The organism is Rhodoferax sp. GW821-FHT09E07, assembly GCF_059416145.1.
Genome location: NZ_JBWKOP010000006.1, coordinates 58,689 through 78,161, shown reverse-complemented (window position 1 = coordinate 78,161; position 19,473 = coordinate 58,689). Strand labels below are relative to the sequence as shown.

The window sequence follows — 19,473 nt, the reverse complement described above, 5'->3', positions numbered from 1 at the left end:
CGGGGTTGTCACACCGAGTTGAGGGGAGCCCATGTATTCATCCGACGAAATTGACGATCCACGCCGCCAATGGCTGATCCAGGCGCTGGCCGCTGGCGTGTTTGGTGGCGCTTTCACCCAGGCCCAAGCCCAGGGTTTCAGCATTTTCGGAACCAAGCCCAGCAAGCTGCCACCGGGCCAGTCCATCTACGGCATCTCGGGGGACGTGAAGGTCAATGACAAACCCGCCACGCTGAGCACGCCCATCAAACCGGGCGACACCTTGCAAACTGGCAAGAACAGCGAAGCCATCTTTGTCGTGAACACCCACTCGATGATTTTGCGTGGCGACAGCAAGCTGGTGATTGAGGCGCCCCCCGAAGCGCCCGCAGACATGTCGGTCACGGGCTACATCATTGGGGGCCTGCGCATGGTCACCGGCAAGCTGCTCTCCGTGTCACGCAACTCGCCCATGCGCGTGACCACGTCCACCTCCACCATCGGCATCCGCGGTACCGGTTTTTATGTCGAAGCCGACCCCGAGCAAACCTACTTCTGCACTTGCTACGGCTCCACCGAAGTGCAGGCCAATGACGACCCCGAGAGCCGTGAACAGGTGGTGGCCTCCCACCACGACCGCCCGCTCTACATCGTCAAGGACGGTGGCACCGGCAAAAACATCCGCAATGCCCCGTTTGTGAACCACACGGACCAGGAACTCGCCCTGATCGAAACCCTGGTGGGGCGCAGAACTCCCTTTGTGTTCTCCAAGGATTCGTACAGCGGTCCCCGCCGCAGCTACTGATCACTCGGGCGCGCCATTCAGAATCCAGTTGAGGATGGTGTCGTATTGGCTGCGGCCCGCGGCACCAGGCGTGAGACTGGTGTCGAAGCCACCGCCGGCCCCGCCGACAAGACCACCGTTGTGGTGATTGCCCGAGGGTTTGCGTAGCAGGGGGCTGGCTGCGATATCCGTGAAGTTGATGCGTCCGCGCAGCTCTTTGTAGAACCAGTGGTTGTCGTCCGTCGACTTGTCGTTGGTGGCCTCCACGCCGTTCACGCCGTTTCGGTCGATATCGGTGTACCAAATGGGTGGCGTCACGGTGCCATTACCGCCAGACTTGTGGCATTGGGTGCATTGACCCGCCACTTGGCCGCCGGTTTGCAGAATGGCTTTGATGTCAGTGAAACGCAGCAAGGTGGGGTCTGCCAACGCGGTATTGACCACCACCGTCAATGTTTTTGCGGTGCTGCTGGTGCTGCCGTTGCCTGTGATCAATTGCACAACGTAGGTGCCGTTGGCGGTGGTGTTGAGTGTGGCACTGGCCGAGGTGGCGTTGCTCAGGGTGGCGGTTCCTACCGGGTCGGTCACGATGGACCACTGGTAGGTGCTGGAATACAGGCTCATGGCCGCGGACAAGGTCGGCGTGAGTGTTTTCACCACACGGTCCGGTCCAGGGTCTGCCACAGGTCGGCCCGGCTGCTTGCTGGCATCGGCGCTGTACGTCGTGCCCGACAGATAGGTTGCCATCTCTGCGTTCATGGCGCTGGTAGTCCAGAACTTGTCGTAGACCAGTTTGGCCAGGGGCATATTGCCGCGGTCAATGACATGGGCCTTGATGCGGTCGGCAAAACTGTCAAATTTGGTGAACGACTCAAAGTCGATGTCCGACTGGTTGCCCGTACCCCGCAGGCTGTGGCACACACGGCACGATTCGGTGACGGTGGTGGAGTACAGCGTGCCACGCCCCAGGCTCTGCCAGTCGCCAGGCATGTACGTGTTGGTGGTCTCACTCGTGGCATTGGGCAGATTGTTGCCGCCATACATGTGTTTGATGTGTGCAGCTGCGGTGCCCTGGTACTCATTTTGGGTCGCTGCGCGCCTGCATCCGTCGAAGGTTCCGGACGTTTCACTGGCGGGTATGGGGTAGGTGCACAACACCATTTTGTTCAGCTCTTTGATATTCGCTTCCAGAACGGAGCGCGTGTAGCCGCCGATGGTGGAGAAATCAAAAGACGCCGGTTCAAACGGATGGGTTTGTGCGCCAATGTCCCCGCGCACACCGGACACCGAGTTCATTAGTTTCGGGAACAAGCCTGTGGGTGTCAGCGGATCACCGCGACCTCCATGGCAACTGATGCAGACCGTGGGCATGGCCTTGGTTCCTCGGCCGTCCAGATTGGCCACGTTCAGCCGTTGCCCGGAAACGGGGTCGAAGGTATAGAACTTGACGAATCGGGTGCCTCCCGATGGACCTGGGCTGAACTCGATGCCATTCGTACCGATGTGCCAGCGTGCCTCACTCCGGACAGCGGCCTCCACGTTGAGCGAGGTGTAGGCGCCGTACCCGCCCACCAGATAGTTTTCGACGACGAAGGCAATGCTGCCATCCGCATTTGTGCGGCCGGTCATCTTGCGGCCGTACCCCAGATCGCGTTGGTCGCCGATGACGATGCTCACCTCATTGCCACCCGTGCCGAACTGGTTTTTGCTTTTGAAGTCCGTCAGCGTGGTCCGTTCGTTGGAAGGGTCGATCGCCTGGTAATACCCCGTGGCGTAGGCTGTAGAGTTGACTTCCAGGCTGCCGTCGTCCAGCTTCTGCGGGTTCGGAAAAAGCAAGAAACTGTTGGGCCCCGCGGGCCCTTCGGTGGACGTGGTGCTGGAGCTGCTGCTTCCGCCTCCGCCACCACCGCCGCAAGCGGACAACAAGGCCAGCATGGCCGCAAGAACAACCGTTGTTGCAAAGGAAGAGAGTTTCATGGCGGGCGCTTCCTCAGAACCGCATCAGGTAGCTGGCCGACAGCTGGTTGGTGATGTAGCTGCTCGGCGAGGTGGCCCATGCGGGCCGCATGCCAGGGGTGGATTCAACACGGCGCCAGGCAATATCAATGGAATCGCGTGCCCCCAGACCCAGGTTGTAGCCCAGCGTGGTCAGCACCGTGGTGCCACCAAAGCGGTAGCTGAAGAACTGTCCTCCTGCATAGGCATCGTCCTGGACCAGAACCTTGGCCACGGTAACGTTTTCCAGCGACGAGCGGCCAGTGGACACGATGTCACCATCGCGGTATTCGGCGCCCAGATACAGCGTCGCGTTGCCGCGCAGCGCATAGTCGAGGTTCATGCGCAGGGAGGTGTCTGCCGTTTGGAACACCGTGCTGTTGGCGCTGCGGCCGTTGTAGCCCAGCGCGCTGAACAGGTTGATGCGGTCGGTGAGCGGTTTCATCACCGATGCACCCACCGAGTAGCGGTAGCCATCGCGCAGGGTGGATTGGTGTTTGAGCGCCGTGACGCGGCCAAACAGCCCGAAGGTGGGCTCATCAAACTCGGAAGACGCCCGGTACTGGTACACGGCCTCGCCAGTCAGGTTGATATTGCTCAGCCCGTTGTAGGTCTGGAAACGTTCGCCGCCCACGCTGCCGGTGAGTAGCAGCCGGCTGGTGCCGCTGAGGGAAATTGCCCGGGTCTGCCCTGCATTGAAGGTGTAGATGCTGTCCCCGCGGATATCGGAAGACACTTTGGAGCGGGTAATGTTGTCATCCCATGTGTAACCCGCATCCACCTGGATTTCGTTGTCGTCGTTGAAGTCCAGTTCGACACCCTGCAGCAGGTTGGGCAGACCCTTGGCACCCAGCTCCTTGATCAGCTTGAGCCGCAGCGCGTAGCTCGACTCCTGGGCCGACACCTGGGTCAGCTGGTAGTCCACGCCAAAGGCCCAGCCATCGCGGAACAGGAACTCGCTTCCAATGCCGAACACCAGTGCACTTTGCAGGCTGCCGGAGGGGGAGATGGAGTAGCGTGTGCCACCAATCTGGTCGGCATAGGAAATGGCGGCTTCGCTCTTGTTCTGCAGATCTTGGCGTACCTCCACGCGGGCCCGAGGAATCGCCCAACCAAACGGAGTGGAGTGGATGCTTTCACCACGCAGGCCCAGCACGCCCTGCAGCGCGGTATTGGTCTGGGTGTAGTAGTTCAGAGCAAAGGCGCCTGCACCGCTTTCGGTCGCCTCGTTGAGCTGGTCCATCGAGAAATCCAACCGGCCGTAGGGTGAGACCATGTTGGCTTTGTCGCGGAACTCCAGTCCACCACCCACCGAACCAAACAGCTGGTAACCCTTGCGGTTGGCATTGGCAAAAGCGCTGGCCGCTGTCACATAGCGTTTCGAATCAAAGTCCACCGAGCCCACGCCCAGCATGCCTTCCAGGAAACCCTTGGTACCAACCTGGCGGCTGGCGTAGACTGCCAGCGAATAGCCGCGGGAATCGTTGCGCGTGCCATCGGTGCCAATGTTGGTCGTGTCCTGGGCGTAGCCCACACCCATGCCCACGGTGAGCTTGTCGTCCCAGGCCAGGTCCACACCCATGCTGACGCCACTGGAGCTGAAGTCCGAGCCACTCATGCCGCCGCTGGCGTCACGTGCGCCAAAGCTCACCACGCCCTCTACCCAGACCTTGGGGCCAGGCAAGGCGGTGGCGCCGGTATTGCTATTGCCGCCCAGGCTTGCAGACATGCGCCCCAGATCGACAGACTGGTTCTGCACCAGCCCCGTAACCAGCCCGTAGAGCGGGTTCTGGCTCAGGCCGGTGTCATTGGCCACTTGGCTAACGGCGGACGACACAGGCAGGGAGGCCGGCGCAGTGCCCACCGGTAACTGGGTGGCGCTGTTGGTGCCCAGGCTGTTGAGCTGGGCGCTGGCTCGAGCGGCTGAGGGAGTGGCCACTGTGGCTTCACCAAACCGTGCTGCGGGCGGGGCGCTTCCAAAGCCGATGCCGCGGCCACGCAAGCCTTCCAGGTGACGGCCATAGTTGGCAATCTGGGTGCGTGAGAAGCGCAGGGCTGCCTCGGTCTGTGCTGTGACCGTGCCGACGACTGCCGCGTCCTTGGTGGGGTCGGGGCGACCAGTTACGGTCACGGTCACGATACCGGCGGTGGACGTGGCACCCCCGCTGAAGTGTGCAATAGCAGAGAACGAGTCGGTGCCGAAGAAGTTGGCCGCCGGGGTATACGTCGCGGTGACGCCGCTGATGGACAGCGTGCCATGGGCCGGCTGCATGGAGGCCGACATACCGGTCGGGCTCAGTGCCGGGAACATGCAATTTTTGAGGTTCAGCGTTGCGGCGGTGTTGGCCGTCGTCGTCAGGGTACAGGCTGCGGGGGAGGGTACACCCACTGAAAAATTGACGGTAATGGCGGCGCTGGTTCCCGCCGCATTGGTGGCAGTGAGCGTGACAGCGCTGCTGGCTGAAGGTGTGGTGGGCGTGCCAGAGATTACGCCGGTAGTGGTGTTTAGGGACACGCCAGCAGGCAGAGTCCCGCTGGCCAACGCAAATGCGGTCAGTGGCGGGTTGCTAGCCGTGATGGTGATGGGGCTCATGGCTGCGCCCAACGCCAACGCCGTGGTCGTTCCATTGCTGGGGCTACTGATCACCGGTACTGCATTGGGTGTGATGGTGAAGGTCACCGCCAGGGAGCCTGTCATTCCGCCTGAGTTGACTGCCCCCAGCGTCACCGTGGATACGCCACTGGCCGTGGGCGTGCCCGACACCACGCCCGTGCTGGTGTTCAACGTCAGGCCTGCGGGCAGGCTGCCCGATACAACCGAATAGCTGGTGATGGGACCATTCGTACCCGTTGTGGTGATGGTGTAAGCCGTGCCAGCGGACCCCACGGTGCCGGAGCCTGCCGCCCCGCTGCTGATCACGGGTGCCGCGGTGGCATGGATGCGCATGACGACGACCAGGGATCCCGCTCCACTGGCATTACTGACACCCAGAGTCACGCTGTAGTCGCCGCTGACGGTGGGTGTACCGGAGATCACCCCCGTACTCGCATTGATGGCCAAACCGGTGGGTAGGCCGGAAGCCGTAAAGCTACCCGCTGTGAGGGGGGGATTGGTACCCGCAACCGTAATGCTGCTGATCGCGGTGCCCACTGTTCCGACTACGTTGGGAGTGGGGGATGCAGAAAGCGAAGGTGTTGTAGAGACCACAGGTACGCCAGCAGACGCCACCGTGAGTGTCAACCCGCGCTGTTGCGTCCCAGAGACCGTGGTTGCTGACACGGTCAGGTTGAACGTTCCACTGTTGGTGGGAGTGCCGGTCAACTGCCCGTTGCCAGTGTTGAAGCTCAATCCAGGCGGGGTGACATCCAGGCCAAATGCACTGGCGCTAAGAAAGGACGTGATTTGGTACGTGGTCATCGCCAAACCCTGCGTGGCACTGGCCGTGCTCGCGCTGGTGATGCCATCGATAGAAATGGTCACGCTCTTGGTGACAAGCCCCACATTGAGATCGTTGAACCGTACGGTAACTGGGTATGTTCCTGCGGCCGTTGATGCTGGTGTGCCTGAAATTACGCCGCTGGATGTGTCCACACTCACGCCAGACGGCAGGGTACCCACTACGCTGTAGGGATTGGCGCCGTTGGCAGTACCTACTTTGGTGATCGAGTAGCCGAACGCTTGGCCGGTGGCTCCGCTTGCAGTTCCCGCACTGGTAATCCCGACTACGGTGACACTGATGGTGTGATTGTTGGAAGAGGCGCCGCTGGCATTGGTTGCAGTCACCACGACCGCGTCTGTTCCGATATACCCGGCTGTGGGCGTGTACTGCACGTTGTATTTCATGGCCATGTTGGCCACATCGGCGACTTGGCTGGGGGTCGCGGTTCCGTGGGAGGCGCTTGCCGCCAAACCCGCAGAATCTTGCGCTGCGCCTCCCGATGAACCTGTGTGCAAGTAGCTCCAAACATCCACTGTCGCAGAACTTCCAGCCGCGACGCTCAATGAACTGGTGGTTGTGGCAAAAGACGGTCTGAAAAACTGACCGATATACAAAGACAGGGAAATGATGTCGCTGTCAGTAGGAACATTGCCCGCAGTCGCACCAGCTTGTGCGGCCATCAGACCACCGGGAGACAAGGCCGATTTCAGGAATGCAGGATTGCGCGAAGCGGATGGGTGTCCTGGAGCAGTAACACCTTGTGTTGCGCTGTACTCCGTACCAAAGTGGCAACTGGCACAAACCCGATACGCCGCCGGGTAGGATGCCACGCCGCTCCGGTACAGAGTTTGACCTGCAGCCACGGACTGGGCGTAGACGGTTTGAAAAACACCCAACCCCAAGCTGGCAAGCAGCGCATATTTCGCAATTGACCGCGCAAGCCGCAGCAGCCTGTGACAAAACATTTCCAGACCCCAATGAACGCGGGGCCGGAACGGCCCGAGTTCCCGGACTGTAACTAAATGTGCTGAGTTTCGGGAGTTTCGACCGACGCGCGGTCCATTAGGACTAATGCCACTGTTGCATTCTCTCCACAGACCCCGGGTTTTCCTGGGGTGGCTGCTATCAATCCGCTAGCGCAGCTTCAATGTCCGATGCCAGACTCGCTGGCGTGTCCGTAGGCGCGTAGCGCTTGAGAACCTGGCCGTCCTTGCCAATCAGGAACTTGGTGAAATTCCATTTGATGGCCTTGGTGCCCAGAAAGCCCGGGGCCTCCTTCACCAGCCACTGGTAGAGCGGGTGGGCGTCGCCACCGTTCACGTCGATCTTGGCCATCATGGGAAAGCTCACGCCGTAGTTGAGCTGGCAGAACTCGGCGATCTCATCATTGCTGCCCTTGTCCTGGGCACCAAACTGGTTGCAGGGAAAGCCAAGCACCACCAGGCCCCTGTCGCCATAGGTCTTGTGCAACTCCTCCAGCCCCGCAAACTGCGGCGTGAAGCCGCAGGCGCTGGCGGTGTTCACGATCAGCAGGGGCTTACCCTCAAACTGCCGCAGAGCGACCGGTTTGCCGGAGATTTGTAGGGCTTCAAAGTCATACACGCTGGCCATAAAAAGGGTCCTTCGCAGAAGTCGGGAGCACCACCTTAACAGGTGTGAGAAAGCGCTTGTAAGAGTCGGATTTTGCTGGGAAGATTCTTTGCAAAGAGGAGCCTTGGTGAAACTCACAGCCTGGTACCGCAGAAGCGTGCAGTGGATGCAGTCCACCCAAAAAGAGTACGACCTGGTCCAGGGGGAGGGTACGCTGGAGTCGTTGCGGCGTTACCGCTGGGTCGCCGCGTTGACAGCCCCGCTGCATGCCGGGCTGGCGCTGTTCCTGCTGAACTATGCAGCGCCGCCGGACCACCCCGAGATGGCCGTATGGGCCCGCAGCGTCATGTGGGCCCACGTGGTGGTCTGCCTATTCGTGCTGGTCACTGGCCTGCTGGCGCACATGACCCTTCTGCGCAGCCGTCGCGCCAGTGCATGGGCCATCTGCCTGCAGATCGTGATTGCTGCCGGTTACTTCTACTTCGGCGCCGCCATCACCATTGCAGACTTGGTGGCCAATGCGGGGGCTGGTCCGTCCAGTTTCATGATGATTTGCATCATGTTCGGCGTAATCGGCTTGATGCGTCCGGGTATCTCGGTACCCCTGTATTTGGGAGCCTACCTGGTGTTTTCCTTCCTGCTCAGCCGGGCGCCCATTGACCCCTTGCACGCACCCAGCCTGAACATCATCGCCTTCATTGCTCCGGGGTTGGCGTTGCTGGCCTCTGTCATGGTCTGGAACCAGTATTCGCGTGCGGTGATGCTGCGTCGCGAGCTGAGCCGCAGCAACACTGCACTCATGGCGCAACAGCAAGAGCTGGCCTTTCTGGCTGACCACGATACGCTGACCGGGCTGTACAACCGTCGCGAGTTCATGCGCATGGCCAATATGGAGCTGGCGCGTGTGGCACGCGCGCCCTGTGACACCCAGCTCATCATGGTGGACCTGGATTTCTTCAAGAAAATCAATGACCAGCATGGCCACCCGGTTGGCGACGCTGTGCTCAAGCAGGTGGCAACGCTGCTGCGCGGAGGCATTCGCGCTACCGACACCGTGGCACGCCTGGGCGGCGAAGAGTTCATCGTGTTGTTGCCCGACACGTCGCGCGAGGGCGCAATGGAAGTGGCCGAGAAGCTGCGCCAGTTGCTGCGCGCACAGCCGTTGGTGATTGACGATGTGGCGGTGCCGGTGACTGCCAGCTTTGGTGTCAGCGGACTGGCCAGTGGCCAGCGCGGCACGGTAGACAGTATTTATGCGGCTGCCGATCGTGCGCTGTATGTCGCCAAGCAGTTGGGGCGCGACCGGGTGGAGTACGCCGCGCCCGAGTCGTCCGAGCTCGGTGGCCCTGCGTCGGACCTGCGCGCCTAACCGTGCAGGTTGTCGTTGCGGGCAATGGCCAGCAGGTGCTCCAGCACCGCCGCATGGTCGCGACAGTTGCGCGCATGCCAGCGCTTGATCCACCACATGAAGCCCGCGACCACCACGCCAAACACGGTGATAGCCCCGAAGGCCGAGAGGCCCATGCCCGTAGACAGGCTATAAAAAGCGCCCAGACCCAGGATGCAGGCTTGCTCGTTGAAGTTCTGCACGGCAATGGAGCGGCCAGCCCCCATCAGGTTGTGGCCGCGGTGCTGCAGCAGCGCATTCATGGGTACGACGAGAAAGCCACCCAGTCCGCCCAGCAAAATCAGGAAGGGGGCCGCCACCCAGACATTGGTGATGAAGTTCAGAAACAAAATCAGCAAGCCCATGGCAATGCCCAGCGGCATCACGTTGGTGGCGTGCTCCAGCCGCATGCGCAGGGAGGCGGCTACCGCTCCCGCCGCCGTGCCAATGGCGACCACCCCTACCAGGGCCGAGGCCTGGGTCACGCTGTAGCCCAGCGCCGCCGATGCCCAAGCCAGCACGATGTAGCGCAGGTTGCCGCTCACGCCCCAAAACAGCGTGGTGGTGCTGAGCGAGATCTGGCCTAGCCGGTCTTTCCACAGCTTGGCATTGCATTTCCAGAAGTCGGGCAACAGCGTGAGCAGGTTCTTCGGTAAGGCGCGCATGCTGGCGCCGGTCAGCGGTATGCGGGTATTGAACCAGGCCGCCGCCAGGTAAACAAAGATCAGCACGCTGATCGCGGCTTCGGGTGGGGTGTCAATGCTGGTGTCGATCAGAGGAAAGTCGAACGACAGCAGCGCGCTGGAAATGCTGGGGCTGACCAGTTGGCCACCCAGCAGCACGCCCAGGATGATCGAGGAAATCGTCAGCCCTTCGATCCAACCGTTGGCTTTGACGAGTTGGCTTGCGGGCAGCAGCTCGGTGAGGATGCCGTACTTGGCCGGGGAATAGGCCGCCGCCCCCAGGCCCACGATGGCGTAGGACATGAGCGGGTGGGTGCCAAACAGCATCATCAGGCAGCCCACAATCTTGATGCCGTTGCTGATCAGCATCACCTTGCCTTTGGGCATGGAATCCGCAAACGCCCCGACAAAAGGCGCCAACACCACGTAAAACAACGCAAACATGGGGACCAAGGCGGCTTGCTGCCATTCCGGTGCGCCTGCACTGCGTAGCAACTGCACCGCACCCACAAACAAAGCATTGTCGGCCAGCGAGCTGAAAAACTGCGCTGACATGATGGTGTAAAAACCGCGTTTCATGGGTGGGGGATAGGGCACATTAGCGTGGCTAATGCATCAGGTATTGTTGTAGGTCTCCAAACGTGCTGCGGTTATAGCACGGCGGCCAATGTCAAAATCTTCGCACCCCCTCTCTCTGCCCCTGCCATGCCACGCCCCATACACGCCACCATCCATACCCAAGCGCTGCGCCACAACCTGGAAACCGCCCGCCGTGCCGCGCCCGACGCGCGCGTCTGGGCGGTGGTCAAGGCCAATGCCTATGGCCATGGCATCGAGCGCGCGTTTGACGGCCTGCGCGGCGCCGACGGCATTGCGCTACTGGACCTGGACGAAGCCCAACGCGTGCGCAACCTGGGCTGGCGTGGCCCCATCCTTTTGTTGGAGGGCGTGTTCGAACAGCGCGACCTGGAGCTGTGCTCGCGCCTGGGCCTGTGGCATACCGTGCACTGCCAAGAGCAGATCGACATGCTGGCCATTCACAAGACCAACGAACCGCACCGCGTTTTCCTGAAGGTCAACTCGGGCATGAACCGCCTGGGTTTCCAGCCTGAGCAGGTGCGCTCGGCCTGGACGCGGCTGAACGCGCTGCCCCAGGTGGATGAGATTTCGCTGATGACCCATTTCAGCGATGCCGATGGCCCCAAGGGCATTGACGCGCAGATGGCCGTCTTCAAGGCCGCGACTGACGACCTGCCCGGCGAGCGCACGGTGAGCAACAGCGCAGCCACGTTGCGCCATTCCGGCCCCAACCTGGTGTCTGACTGGGTGCGCCCCGGTATTGCGGTGTATGGCAGCGCACCCGATTACCCGGAGCACACCGCGGCCCACTGGGGCTTACAGCCCACCATGACGCTTGCTGCAAAATTGATAGCTATTCGTTCAATAGATACGGGGGCTAGCGTCGGATATGGCTCTACCTTTGTGGCCGACAAGCCGATGCGCATTGGCGTGGTGGCCTGCGGCTATGCCGACGGTTACCCGCGCCTGTGCCCCACCGATACACCGGTGCTGGTAGACGGCGTGCGCACGCGGACCGTGGGCCGTGTCAGCATGGACATGATCACCGTGGACCTTGGCCCCGTGTCCGACGCGCGTGTGGGCAGTGAGGTCACGCTGTGGGGGCGGGCGGCCAACGGCGCCGTCCTGCCGATTGACGAGGTCGCTGCTTGCGCCGGTACCGTGGGCTATGAGCTCATGTGCGGGCTGGCGTTGCGCGTGCCGGTGGTGGTGGCCGATTGAACAAAAATACCATTCCCATTCCGGTCTCCATGCTGGAGGTGGGCAAGCCGCTTCCCGTGGATGTGTGGAGTGGTACCACGGGGCAGTTGCTGCTGCGCAAGGGCCAACCCATTCTGTCCGTCCAGCACCGTGACAAGCTGCACGACCACGAAGCCTGTTCGAGCCAGGTCGAGGGCATGGCTTGGCAGCAGGCCTATGAGCGCATGGTGCACCAGATGCTGCGCGACGGGGTGGACATCCTCACCATTGCCACCGCACCCATGCCTAGTGCCATTCTGGAGCGGGACTATGTGGTGGGGCAGCAACTCAGTGGTGGCTGGCTGGACATTCAGGAAGTGCTGCGCGGCGTGCTCTACCAGGGCGGGCTGGCCATCAACCCCTTGCCGCGTCTGGCCGGGCTGGAGCGCAAGTGCCAGTCCCTCTTGGCGGCCGATGCCGACGAGAGCCTGTTTTGCCTGTTCCAGGCGCTGGCCGACAGCAGCCTGGGCTACTGCGCCACCAATGCGCTGCTATGTGCGGTGATTGGTGAACTGGCGGGGCAGAAACTGGGGCTGGACCCCATGCAGCGCCAGACACTGCGCCGCGCTGCGCTGACCATGAACATTGGCATGGCGCGCGAGCAGGATGCCCTTTCGCGCCAGAGCGAGCCCTTGACCCCGGAACAACGTGCGTTGATTGCAGACCATCCCTTGCGCAGCGTGGATATCCTGGTGGGCTTGGGGCTGGACGACGAGGACGTGCTGGACATTGTGCGTTGGCACCATGTTCCGGAGTCACCCAAGGGCATGGCGCGCAATTTCTCCAGCCGCCGTTTGCTGCACCTGGCCGACGGCTTTGTGGCACGCATGGCGGCGCGCAAGACGCGCATGTCGTTCGCGCCGGTCAAGGCGGTCAAGTCCATGGTCATGGGCGCAGAGGGGGAAATCGTGGGCGTGGGCTCCGCCATCGCGCAGGCCGTGGGCTTTTACCCGCCGGGCAGCTACATGCAGTTGGCCAATGGCGAAACGGCTGTGTCGGTGCAGCGCGGCGAGCGCGCCAATACGCCCTGGGTGATCCCCATTCTCGACAAGGACGGCATGCCGATTGGCAAGTACGTGGGCCACAACACTGCCACCGAGCCGGCCTATGCCATTGCCGCGGCGGTGAATTTCGAGAAGGTGCGGGTCACCATCAACCGCGACAAAGTGCGCCAGGCGCGTGAGCGCATTCCGCGCGCCTAGCGCTTCAGGTCTCTGCAGGCTGTCGTAGCCACACCTGCGGCGCTTCCAATCAAACCCTGCCCCCTCTTGGGGCCTGTCACGGCTGAATCAGGCGCAACTTTTGCGTCGCTCGGTTCAGCGTCCGTGGCCGCCGTGCTACCGGATCCGTATCCATATGTAATGTTTATATGTAAATAATTTTATTTATGCGTGAATATCAGTCTTTTGATTTTTCATTCGTGTCGGAGAAAAACAAACATGCGCGTTGGCATTTTCTTGTTGGGAATTGTCCTGGCGGGTTGCGGAGGGGGCGGAGGAGGCGGTTCGTCGGGAGGCAGTACCGCCTCCATGGACTTTAGCGTGAGCACCACGCCTACCAACTCTGCGCTGAGTGTCCCTTTCATGGGGCACACCAAGGTGATGATCGGATTCTCGGGAAGTGTTGGCAATGCAGCCCCTTTCGACATGCAATACCAATACTTCAACTCCGGTGTCTGGGGTGCTGCCTACAACCACGCCAATTGTTTGAACGGCACGTCCCCTTTCAGCGATTGCAAAGGATGGGTTGCCTGGCAGGAAAGCAGCACAACGCGAGGCTTGTACGCCGGGCGGTTCGTTGGCAGTGCCAAGGCGCGTACTTGGAACGGCGTGACCCGACCGCAGATTCCGTTCCTGACCTACTACATGGTGCTGCCTGCGTCGGGTCTTACCGAGGGCATTGCCGAAACGGCCGCGCTGGACGACCAGACGTTTTTGACCAATTACTTTGATGACTGGCGATTCTTGCTGCAGAAGATCGGGAACGATCAAGCCATGCTGCACATTGAACCCGATCTGTTTGGGTACCTGAAGGCCAAAGCTGCGCAAACCACAAGCCTGCCCAGTGCGGTACCTGCCAAGGTGGCGCTCAGCAATCCCGCGGACTGCGGTGCTGGGTATACCAATGACGCCGCCGGGTATGTCAAATGCCTGATTCACATGGTGCGCGTCTATGCGCCCAATGCCACAGTGGGTTTGCATGTATCTCCCTGGAACTACACCAGTGCGGGCGACGCTACCTCCTGGGCGAACTTCATGAATGCCCTGGGTGCGGGGCAGGGCGATTTTCTGGTGGCAGACCCCAGTGACCGCGATGCGGACTGGTATCGCCTAGTGCAAGGGCAGCCGGGTCATGACTGGGATGTGGCCAAGATGACCACCTTTTTGGCGTGGGTGAAGGCCGTCTCGCTGGCGGTAGGCAAGCCTTTCTTTCTCTGGCAACTGCCGTTGGGTAACTCGTACCAGAACAACACGTACCAGCACTACAAAGACCAGCGCGTGGAATTGCTTTTCTCCCACATTGCCGAAGTGCGTGACGCCAATATTCTGGGCTTGCTATTCGGGAGCGGGGAGACTGCGCAAACCAATGTGGATACCGATGGAGGGCTGCTGGTTGGCAAGATGAAACAGCACTATGCCAACCGTGGTGGCGACTAATGTCCCGGACTACGGTGAGGGGGCAACTGGCGTCGCCAAGTCTTCAGCGCTTCAAACCAGGCCATGCACAGCAGGCCCAGGCCGGTCGCGGTGGCCAAGCCCACCGCGGGCACTGGTGCAAATGCAAACAGCCGCTGCAGCCAGGGCAGGTACACGGCCAGCAGCGTCAACACCAGTGCCACGCCGCAGACAATCCATAGCGTGCGGTTGGGTGCGCCTACCGACCGCCACAGGGGTAAGTGGCTGCGGTTGGAAAAAATCAGTCCCAGGTTGCCCAGCACCAGTGCGATGAAGGCAAAGGCCCGCCCGCCGGCCTCGCCCCAGTGCGCCATGCCCCACCACTGCGCCACCAGGACTACGGCCAGCGCACCCGTGCCTTGCAGCAAGGCCATGCCTAGCGTGCGCCGGTCCAGCAGAGGGGCTTGCACATCGCGTGGGGGCTTGCGCATGCCATCAGCCTCTGCCGGTTCGTTCTCAAACACCATGGAGCAGGCCGGGTCGATCACCAGCTCCAGAAACGCGATGTGCAGTGGGAACAACACCGTGGGCCAGCCCAGCAGCACCGGCAGCAGGGCCATGCCGGCAATCGGCACATGCACCGCCAGAATGTAGGACATGGACTTGCGCACGTTGTCAAAAATGCGCCTCCCCAGCCGGATGGCCCCCACGATGGAGGCAAAGTTGTCGTCCAGCAGGACCAGGGCTGAGGACTCGCGCGCCACATCCGTGCCGCGCCCGCCCATGGCAATGCCCACGTGCGCTGCCTTCAGTGCCGGGGCGTCGTTCACGCCATCACCGGTCATGGCCACCACCTGGCCATCGGCCTGTAGCGCTTGCACAATGCGCAGCTTTTGTGCCGGGGCCACGCGGGCACACACGGCCACCCCGCGCATGCGGGTGCGCAGGGCGGCATCGTCCAGCGTGGCAATCTCGTCACCGCTTAGCACCTCACCCGCATCGCGCTGGGGCAGCCCGGCGGTCTGTGCAATGGCCTGCGCGGTGGCCGGGTAGTCCCCGGTGATCATCACCACGCGGATGCCAGCCGCATGGCACTGGGCCACCGCCTCGGGAATCTCGGGCCGCAGCGGGTCTTGCAAGCCCAGTAGGCCGACAAAGCGGAAGCTGAAGTCGTGCTCCTGCGCAGGCCAGTCCGTGCCCTCAAACTGGCCTTGCGCCACCCCCAGCACCCGCAGGCCTTGGCCCGCCATGGCATCCACGGCGGTGGCAATGCGCAGGCGCTCGGCCTCGGGCAGGTGGCAGAGGTCCACCACAGCTTCGGGCGCGCCCTTGGCCGCCACGATGCGGGCGTGGTCCTGGGTGACCGTCGTCCACACATGCGACATGGCGCGCAGCTGGTGCGTCAGGCCGTACTCGCGCACCAGCGTCCAGTCGCGGTGCAGGTGCTCGGTGCCTTGCAGAAAGTGCGCACCCAGGCGGTGAAAGGCCAGCTCCATCGGGTCGTACGGGTCTTGCACGCTGGCGAGGATGGCGAATTCGGCCACAGTGTGGAAGGCCTCCGGCAGTGCGGATTGCGCGCTGTAGTCCACCGCCAACGTGGCGTCGGCCTCTGTGCCGCCATAGGCGTAGAGCTGGGCCACGGTCATGCGGTTTTCGGTCAGCGTGCCGGTCTTGTCCACACACAGCACCGAGGTCGCGCCCAGCGTTTCGATGGCGGCAATGCGCCGGGTGAGCACCTGCAGTTGGGACAGGCGCCATGCGCCCAGTGCTGGCAGCACGGTCAGCACCACGGTGAACTCCTGCGGCAGCAGTGCCATGGCCAGCGCAATGCCGGCCAGCACCGCCGCCACCCAGTCACCCCGCAGCAGTCCATGGGCCAGTACCAGCGACAGGCTGGCGACCAGCGCCACCACCGCCAGCGTGCGCACCAGCCGCGCGGTCTGCGCACGCAACGGCGAGGCCTCGGCCTGCAGGCTCTGCAAGGCGCTGCCAATGCGGCCCATGGCCGTGCGTTCGCCAGTAGCCAGCACACGGGCCGTGCCATGCCCCTTGACCACCAGCGTGCCGCAGTACAAAAACGGCGTCTGGTTGCCCCCGGCTTGGGGCGGCAGAGTGGTCGGAATGTCGTCACTCGCAGGTACCACCAGCTTGTCCACCGGGGTGGATTCCCCGGTCAGCAGGGATTCGTCCGCCATCACCTCGCTGCCGTCCAGCAATACGGCGTCGGCGGCAATGCGGTCGCCCTCGGCCACCAGCAGCAGGTCGCCCACCACCACATCGCGGCCGGCGATGCGCAGGGGCTGGCCGTCGCGCAGCACCAGTGCGCGGGGGCTGGAGAGCTGGCGCAGCGCCTGCATGGCGCGCTCGGTCTTGCCCTCCTGGTACAACGTGAGCCCCAGCACCACGACCACCAGGCCCATCAAAATGCCGCCCTCCTGCCAGTCGCCCAGCACGCCGTAGAGCACGGCGGCGGCCAGCAGCAGCATGAACATCGGCTCCTTCAGCGTGTCCCGCACGATGGCGGCCAGCCGGCGCGGTTGCTCGCCGGGCAGCACGTTGGGGCCATCGGTCAGCAGGCGCTTGGCCGCCTCTTGCGTGCTCAGGCCGCTGCGTTTTGGCGGCGGTAGAACCATTGTTTCCCCATTTCAACCATGCCCATGTAGGCCACCAACAAGACCGCCAGCACGCCAAAGAAGGCCGGCGGCAACGGCACAAAACCCAGTGTGGCGGCCAGCGGTGAAAAGGGCAGTGCGACGGCCACCAGCACCACGGCCAGCGAGGTGAGGGTGAGCCAGCGGTTGGGGTGGCTGCGCAGCGGGTTGCGCCGGGTGCGGATCACGAAGATCACCAGCACCTGGGTGGCCAGAGACTCCACAAACCAGCCGGTGCGAAACAGGGCCTCGTTGGCATCAAAGAGGCGGATCAAGAGGTAAAACGTCAGGAAGTCAAACAGCGAACTGATGGGGCCGATGGTGAGCATGAAGTTGCGGATAAAGCCCATGTCCCAGCGCTTGGGCTTGGCAAGGTCTTCGGCGTCCACATCGTCCAGCGGCAGCGCAATCTCCGACACGTCGTAGAGCAGGTTGTTGAGCAGGATCTGCAGCGGCAGCATCGGCAAAAACGGCAAGAACAACGTGGCAGCCGCCATGCTGAACATGTTGCCGAAGTTGGAGCTGGTGGCCATCATGATGTACTTCATCACATTGCCAAAGGTGCGCCGGCCTTCGAGCATGCCGGCGTGTAGCACCATCAGGTCTTTCTCCAGCAGGATCATGGCGGCGGCCTGTTTGGCCACGTCCACGGCGTCGTCCACCGAAATGCCGACATCGGCGGTGTGCAGCGAAGGCGCGTCGTTGATGCCGTCGCCGATATAGCCCACCACATGGCCGCGCGCCTTGAGCGCCAGGATGATGCGGTTCTTCTGCGCAGGGTTGACGCGGCAGAACAGATTGACAGCTTCGACGCGGGCGCGCAGGGCATCGTCATTCATGCTGGCCAGCTCGGTGCCGGTGAGCACCCCGGTGATGGTGATGCCCAGTTGTGTGCAGACGTGGCGTGTGACGCGTTCGTTGTCGCCGGTAACGATTTTCACCGCCACACCGCTGGCGGCCATGGCCTGCAAGGCCTGCCCCGCGCTGGCCTTGGGCGGGTCCAAAAACGCTGCAAACCCGGCAAACACCAGCGCGCTCTCGTCAGAGATGACCGCATGGCCATGGTCCGGTGCCACGGGCTTCCAGGCAATCCCCAGTACCCGGAAACCCTCTTCCCCCAGGCTGTCAAACAGCGTGTTGATGCGGGCCCGTGCAGGCGCGTCCAGTGGCAGGGGCTGGCCGGTACGGTCCTGGAAGTGCGTACAGAGCTGGAGGATGTCCTCGGGCGCGCCCTTGACGACCAGCTGGCGCTGCGCTGCTTGTTCCAGCAGCACGGAGACGCGGCGGCGCTCAAAGTCAAACGGCACCTCGTCGATCTTGGTCCAGCCGCTGGCATCCACCTCGCCGTGCGCCAGGATGGCGTCGTCCAGCGGGCTCTTCAGCCCGCTCTCAAAGAAGCTGTTGAGGTAGGCCAGGCGCAGCACCTCGGCGTTGTCCAGGCCGTCGGCATCGACATGCCGCTCCAGGCGGATGTGTGCTTCGGTCAGCGTGCCGGTCTTGTCGGTGCACAGCACATCCATGGCCCCCATGTCCTGGATGGCGGAGGGCCGCTTGACGATGACCTTGAGCGCGGCCATGCGCATGGCGCCCTTGGTGAGCGTGACGGACACCACCATGGGCAGCAACTCGGGGGTCAGGCCCACGGCCAGCGCCACGGCGAACAGAAAGGATTCGAGCAGCGTACGATGCAGTGCCACATTCACCAGCAGCGTGAATAGCACCAGCAGCAGCGTCAGGCGCATGATGAGCGCGCCGAAGTGGCGTGTGCCCATCTCAAACGCGGTGGGCGGCGCCTTGTCGGCCAGACTCACGGCAATCTGTCCCAGGGCGCTGCGGCTGCCTGTGCGCCCCAGCAGCACCGTGGCAGAACCGCTCACCACCGAGCTGCCCAGGAAGACGGTGTCCACGGCGTCGTTGTCCCAGTGCGCACTGGCGGAACTGGCGGCTGCGTCTGCCACGGTGTCGGGGCTGGCCAGACGCGCCTTTTTCTCCACGGGATACGGCTCCCCCGTGAGTTGCGCCTGGTTGACGAAGAAGTCATTGGCTTCCAGCACGCGCGCGTCTGCGGGAATGAGGTCGCCCGCCGACAGCCGCACGACATCGCCGGGCACCAGCTGTGCCACTGGCAGTTCCCGCAGCGTGCCGTCGCGCAGCACCGTGGCCGTGACTGCGACCTGCAGCGCCAGTTGGGCTGCGGCCTGGCCGGCGCGCCAGGACTGTACAAAGTCCAGCGCCACGCTCATGAGCACGATGGCGGCGATCACCAGCGCGCCGCTCCGATCACCCGTCAAGGCGGAGACGCTGGCCGCAGCCAGGAGGATCAACACCAGCGGGTTGCGAAACTGGGCCAGAAACTGCCGCCACGCCACTTGCTGTAGCGCTGGGCGCAACTGGTTGGCACCCACTTGCGCGAGCCGCTGCTCTGCCTCGGCCTGGCTCAGGCCCGCGTGCGCGACTGGCGGCATAGGAATAGGGGGCATAGTGGTGGTTGGGGTGTCAAATGGCAGTGTAGCCCCGATCCCGTATGCTTG

11 protein-coding genes are annotated in these 19,473 nt (G+C 62.7%); 5 read left to right on the top strand and 6 right to left on the bottom strand.

From position 1 onward, the window contains the following. Window positions 1-31: 31 nt before the first annotated feature. A complete protein-coding gene (locus AC07OE_RS12965) occupies window positions 32-784 on the top strand; it encodes a FecR family protein (protein WP_495070984.1) in 753 nt (250 codons plus the stop codon). On the opposite strand, the gene AC07OE_RS12960 is transcribed toward AC07OE_RS12965, so the two are convergent. The 3 genes from AC07OE_RS12960 to AC07OE_RS12950 form a co-directional block, all read right to left on the bottom strand. Beyond that, window positions 785-2,740 (bottom strand): hypothetical protein, encoded by a 1,956-nt coding sequence (locus tag AC07OE_RS12960; RefSeq protein WP_495070983.1) that lies wholly within the window; start codon window positions 2,738-2,740, stop codon window positions 785-787. It lies immediately after the preceding gene. Between the two features lie 13 nt (window positions 2,741-2,753). After that, a complete protein-coding gene (locus tag AC07OE_RS12955) occupies window positions 2,754-6,608 on the bottom strand; it encodes an autotransporter domain-containing protein (RefSeq protein WP_495070982.1) in 3,855 nt (1,284 codons plus the stop codon). A 715-nt stretch (window positions 6,609-7,323) separates the two neighbouring features. Continuing rightward, window positions 7,324-7,809 carry a glutathione peroxidase gene (locus tag AC07OE_RS12950; RefSeq protein ID WP_495070981.1) on the bottom strand — a complete coding sequence of 162 codons (486 nt, stop codon included), beginning with the start codon at window positions 7,807-7,809 and terminating at the stop codon, window positions 7,324-7,326. 106 nt (window positions 7,810-7,915) lie between these two features. Here AC07OE_RS12950 and AC07OE_RS12945 point away from each other — a divergent pair, with 106 nt between their 5' ends. Then, a complete protein-coding gene (locus AC07OE_RS12945; RefSeq protein ID WP_495070980.1) occupies window positions 7,916-9,157 on the top strand; it encodes a GGDEF domain-containing protein in 1,242 nt (413 codons plus the stop codon). Here the strand turns inward: AC07OE_RS12945 and lplT are convergent. Continuing rightward, a complete protein-coding gene (lplT, locus tag AC07OE_RS12940; RefSeq protein WP_495070979.1) occupies window positions 9,154-10,437 on the bottom strand; it encodes a lysophospholipid transporter LplT in 1,284 nt (427 codons plus the stop codon). The two genes, AC07OE_RS12945 and lplT, sit on opposite strands and share 4 nt — an antisense overlap. A gap of 126 nt (window positions 10,438-10,563) precedes the next feature. Here lplT and alr point away from each other — a divergent pair, with 126 nt between their 5' ends. From alr to AC07OE_RS12925, 3 genes are all read left to right on the top strand, one after another. Beyond that, entirely contained in the window at window positions 10,564-11,658 is a 1,095-nt protein-coding gene (gene alr / locus AC07OE_RS12935; protein WP_495070978.1) for an alanine racemase, read from the top strand. After that, entirely contained in the window at window positions 11,655-12,878 is a 1,224-nt protein-coding gene (locus AC07OE_RS12930) for an HD-GYP domain-containing protein (protein WP_495070977.1), read from the top strand. Before alr ends, AC07OE_RS12930 begins: the two co-directional genes overlap by 4 nt. Before the next feature lie 339 nt (window positions 12,879-13,217). Next, window positions 13,218-14,333 (top strand): hypothetical protein, encoded by a 1,116-nt coding sequence (locus AC07OE_RS12925; RefSeq protein WP_495070976.1) that lies wholly within the window; start codon window positions 13,218-13,220, stop codon window positions 14,331-14,333. Here the strand turns inward: AC07OE_RS12925 and AC07OE_RS12920 are convergent. Together AC07OE_RS12920 and mgtA are read right to left on the bottom strand one after the other, a co-directional pair. Next, complete coding sequence (locus AC07OE_RS12920; RefSeq protein WP_495070975.1) at window positions 14,330-16,924, bottom strand: cation-translocating P-type ATPase; 2,595 nt, start codon at window positions 16,922-16,924, stop codon at window positions 14,330-14,332. The two genes, AC07OE_RS12925 and AC07OE_RS12920, sit on opposite strands and share 4 nt — an antisense overlap. Next, window positions 16,891-19,422 carry a magnesium-translocating P-type ATPase gene (gene mgtA, locus AC07OE_RS12915; RefSeq protein WP_495070974.1) on the bottom strand — a complete coding sequence of 844 codons (2,532 nt, stop codon included), beginning with the start codon at window positions 19,420-19,422 and terminating at the stop codon, window positions 16,891-16,893. The genes AC07OE_RS12920 and mgtA overlap by 34 nt, the downstream gene beginning before the upstream one ends. Window positions 19,423-19,473 lie beyond the last annotated feature (51 nt).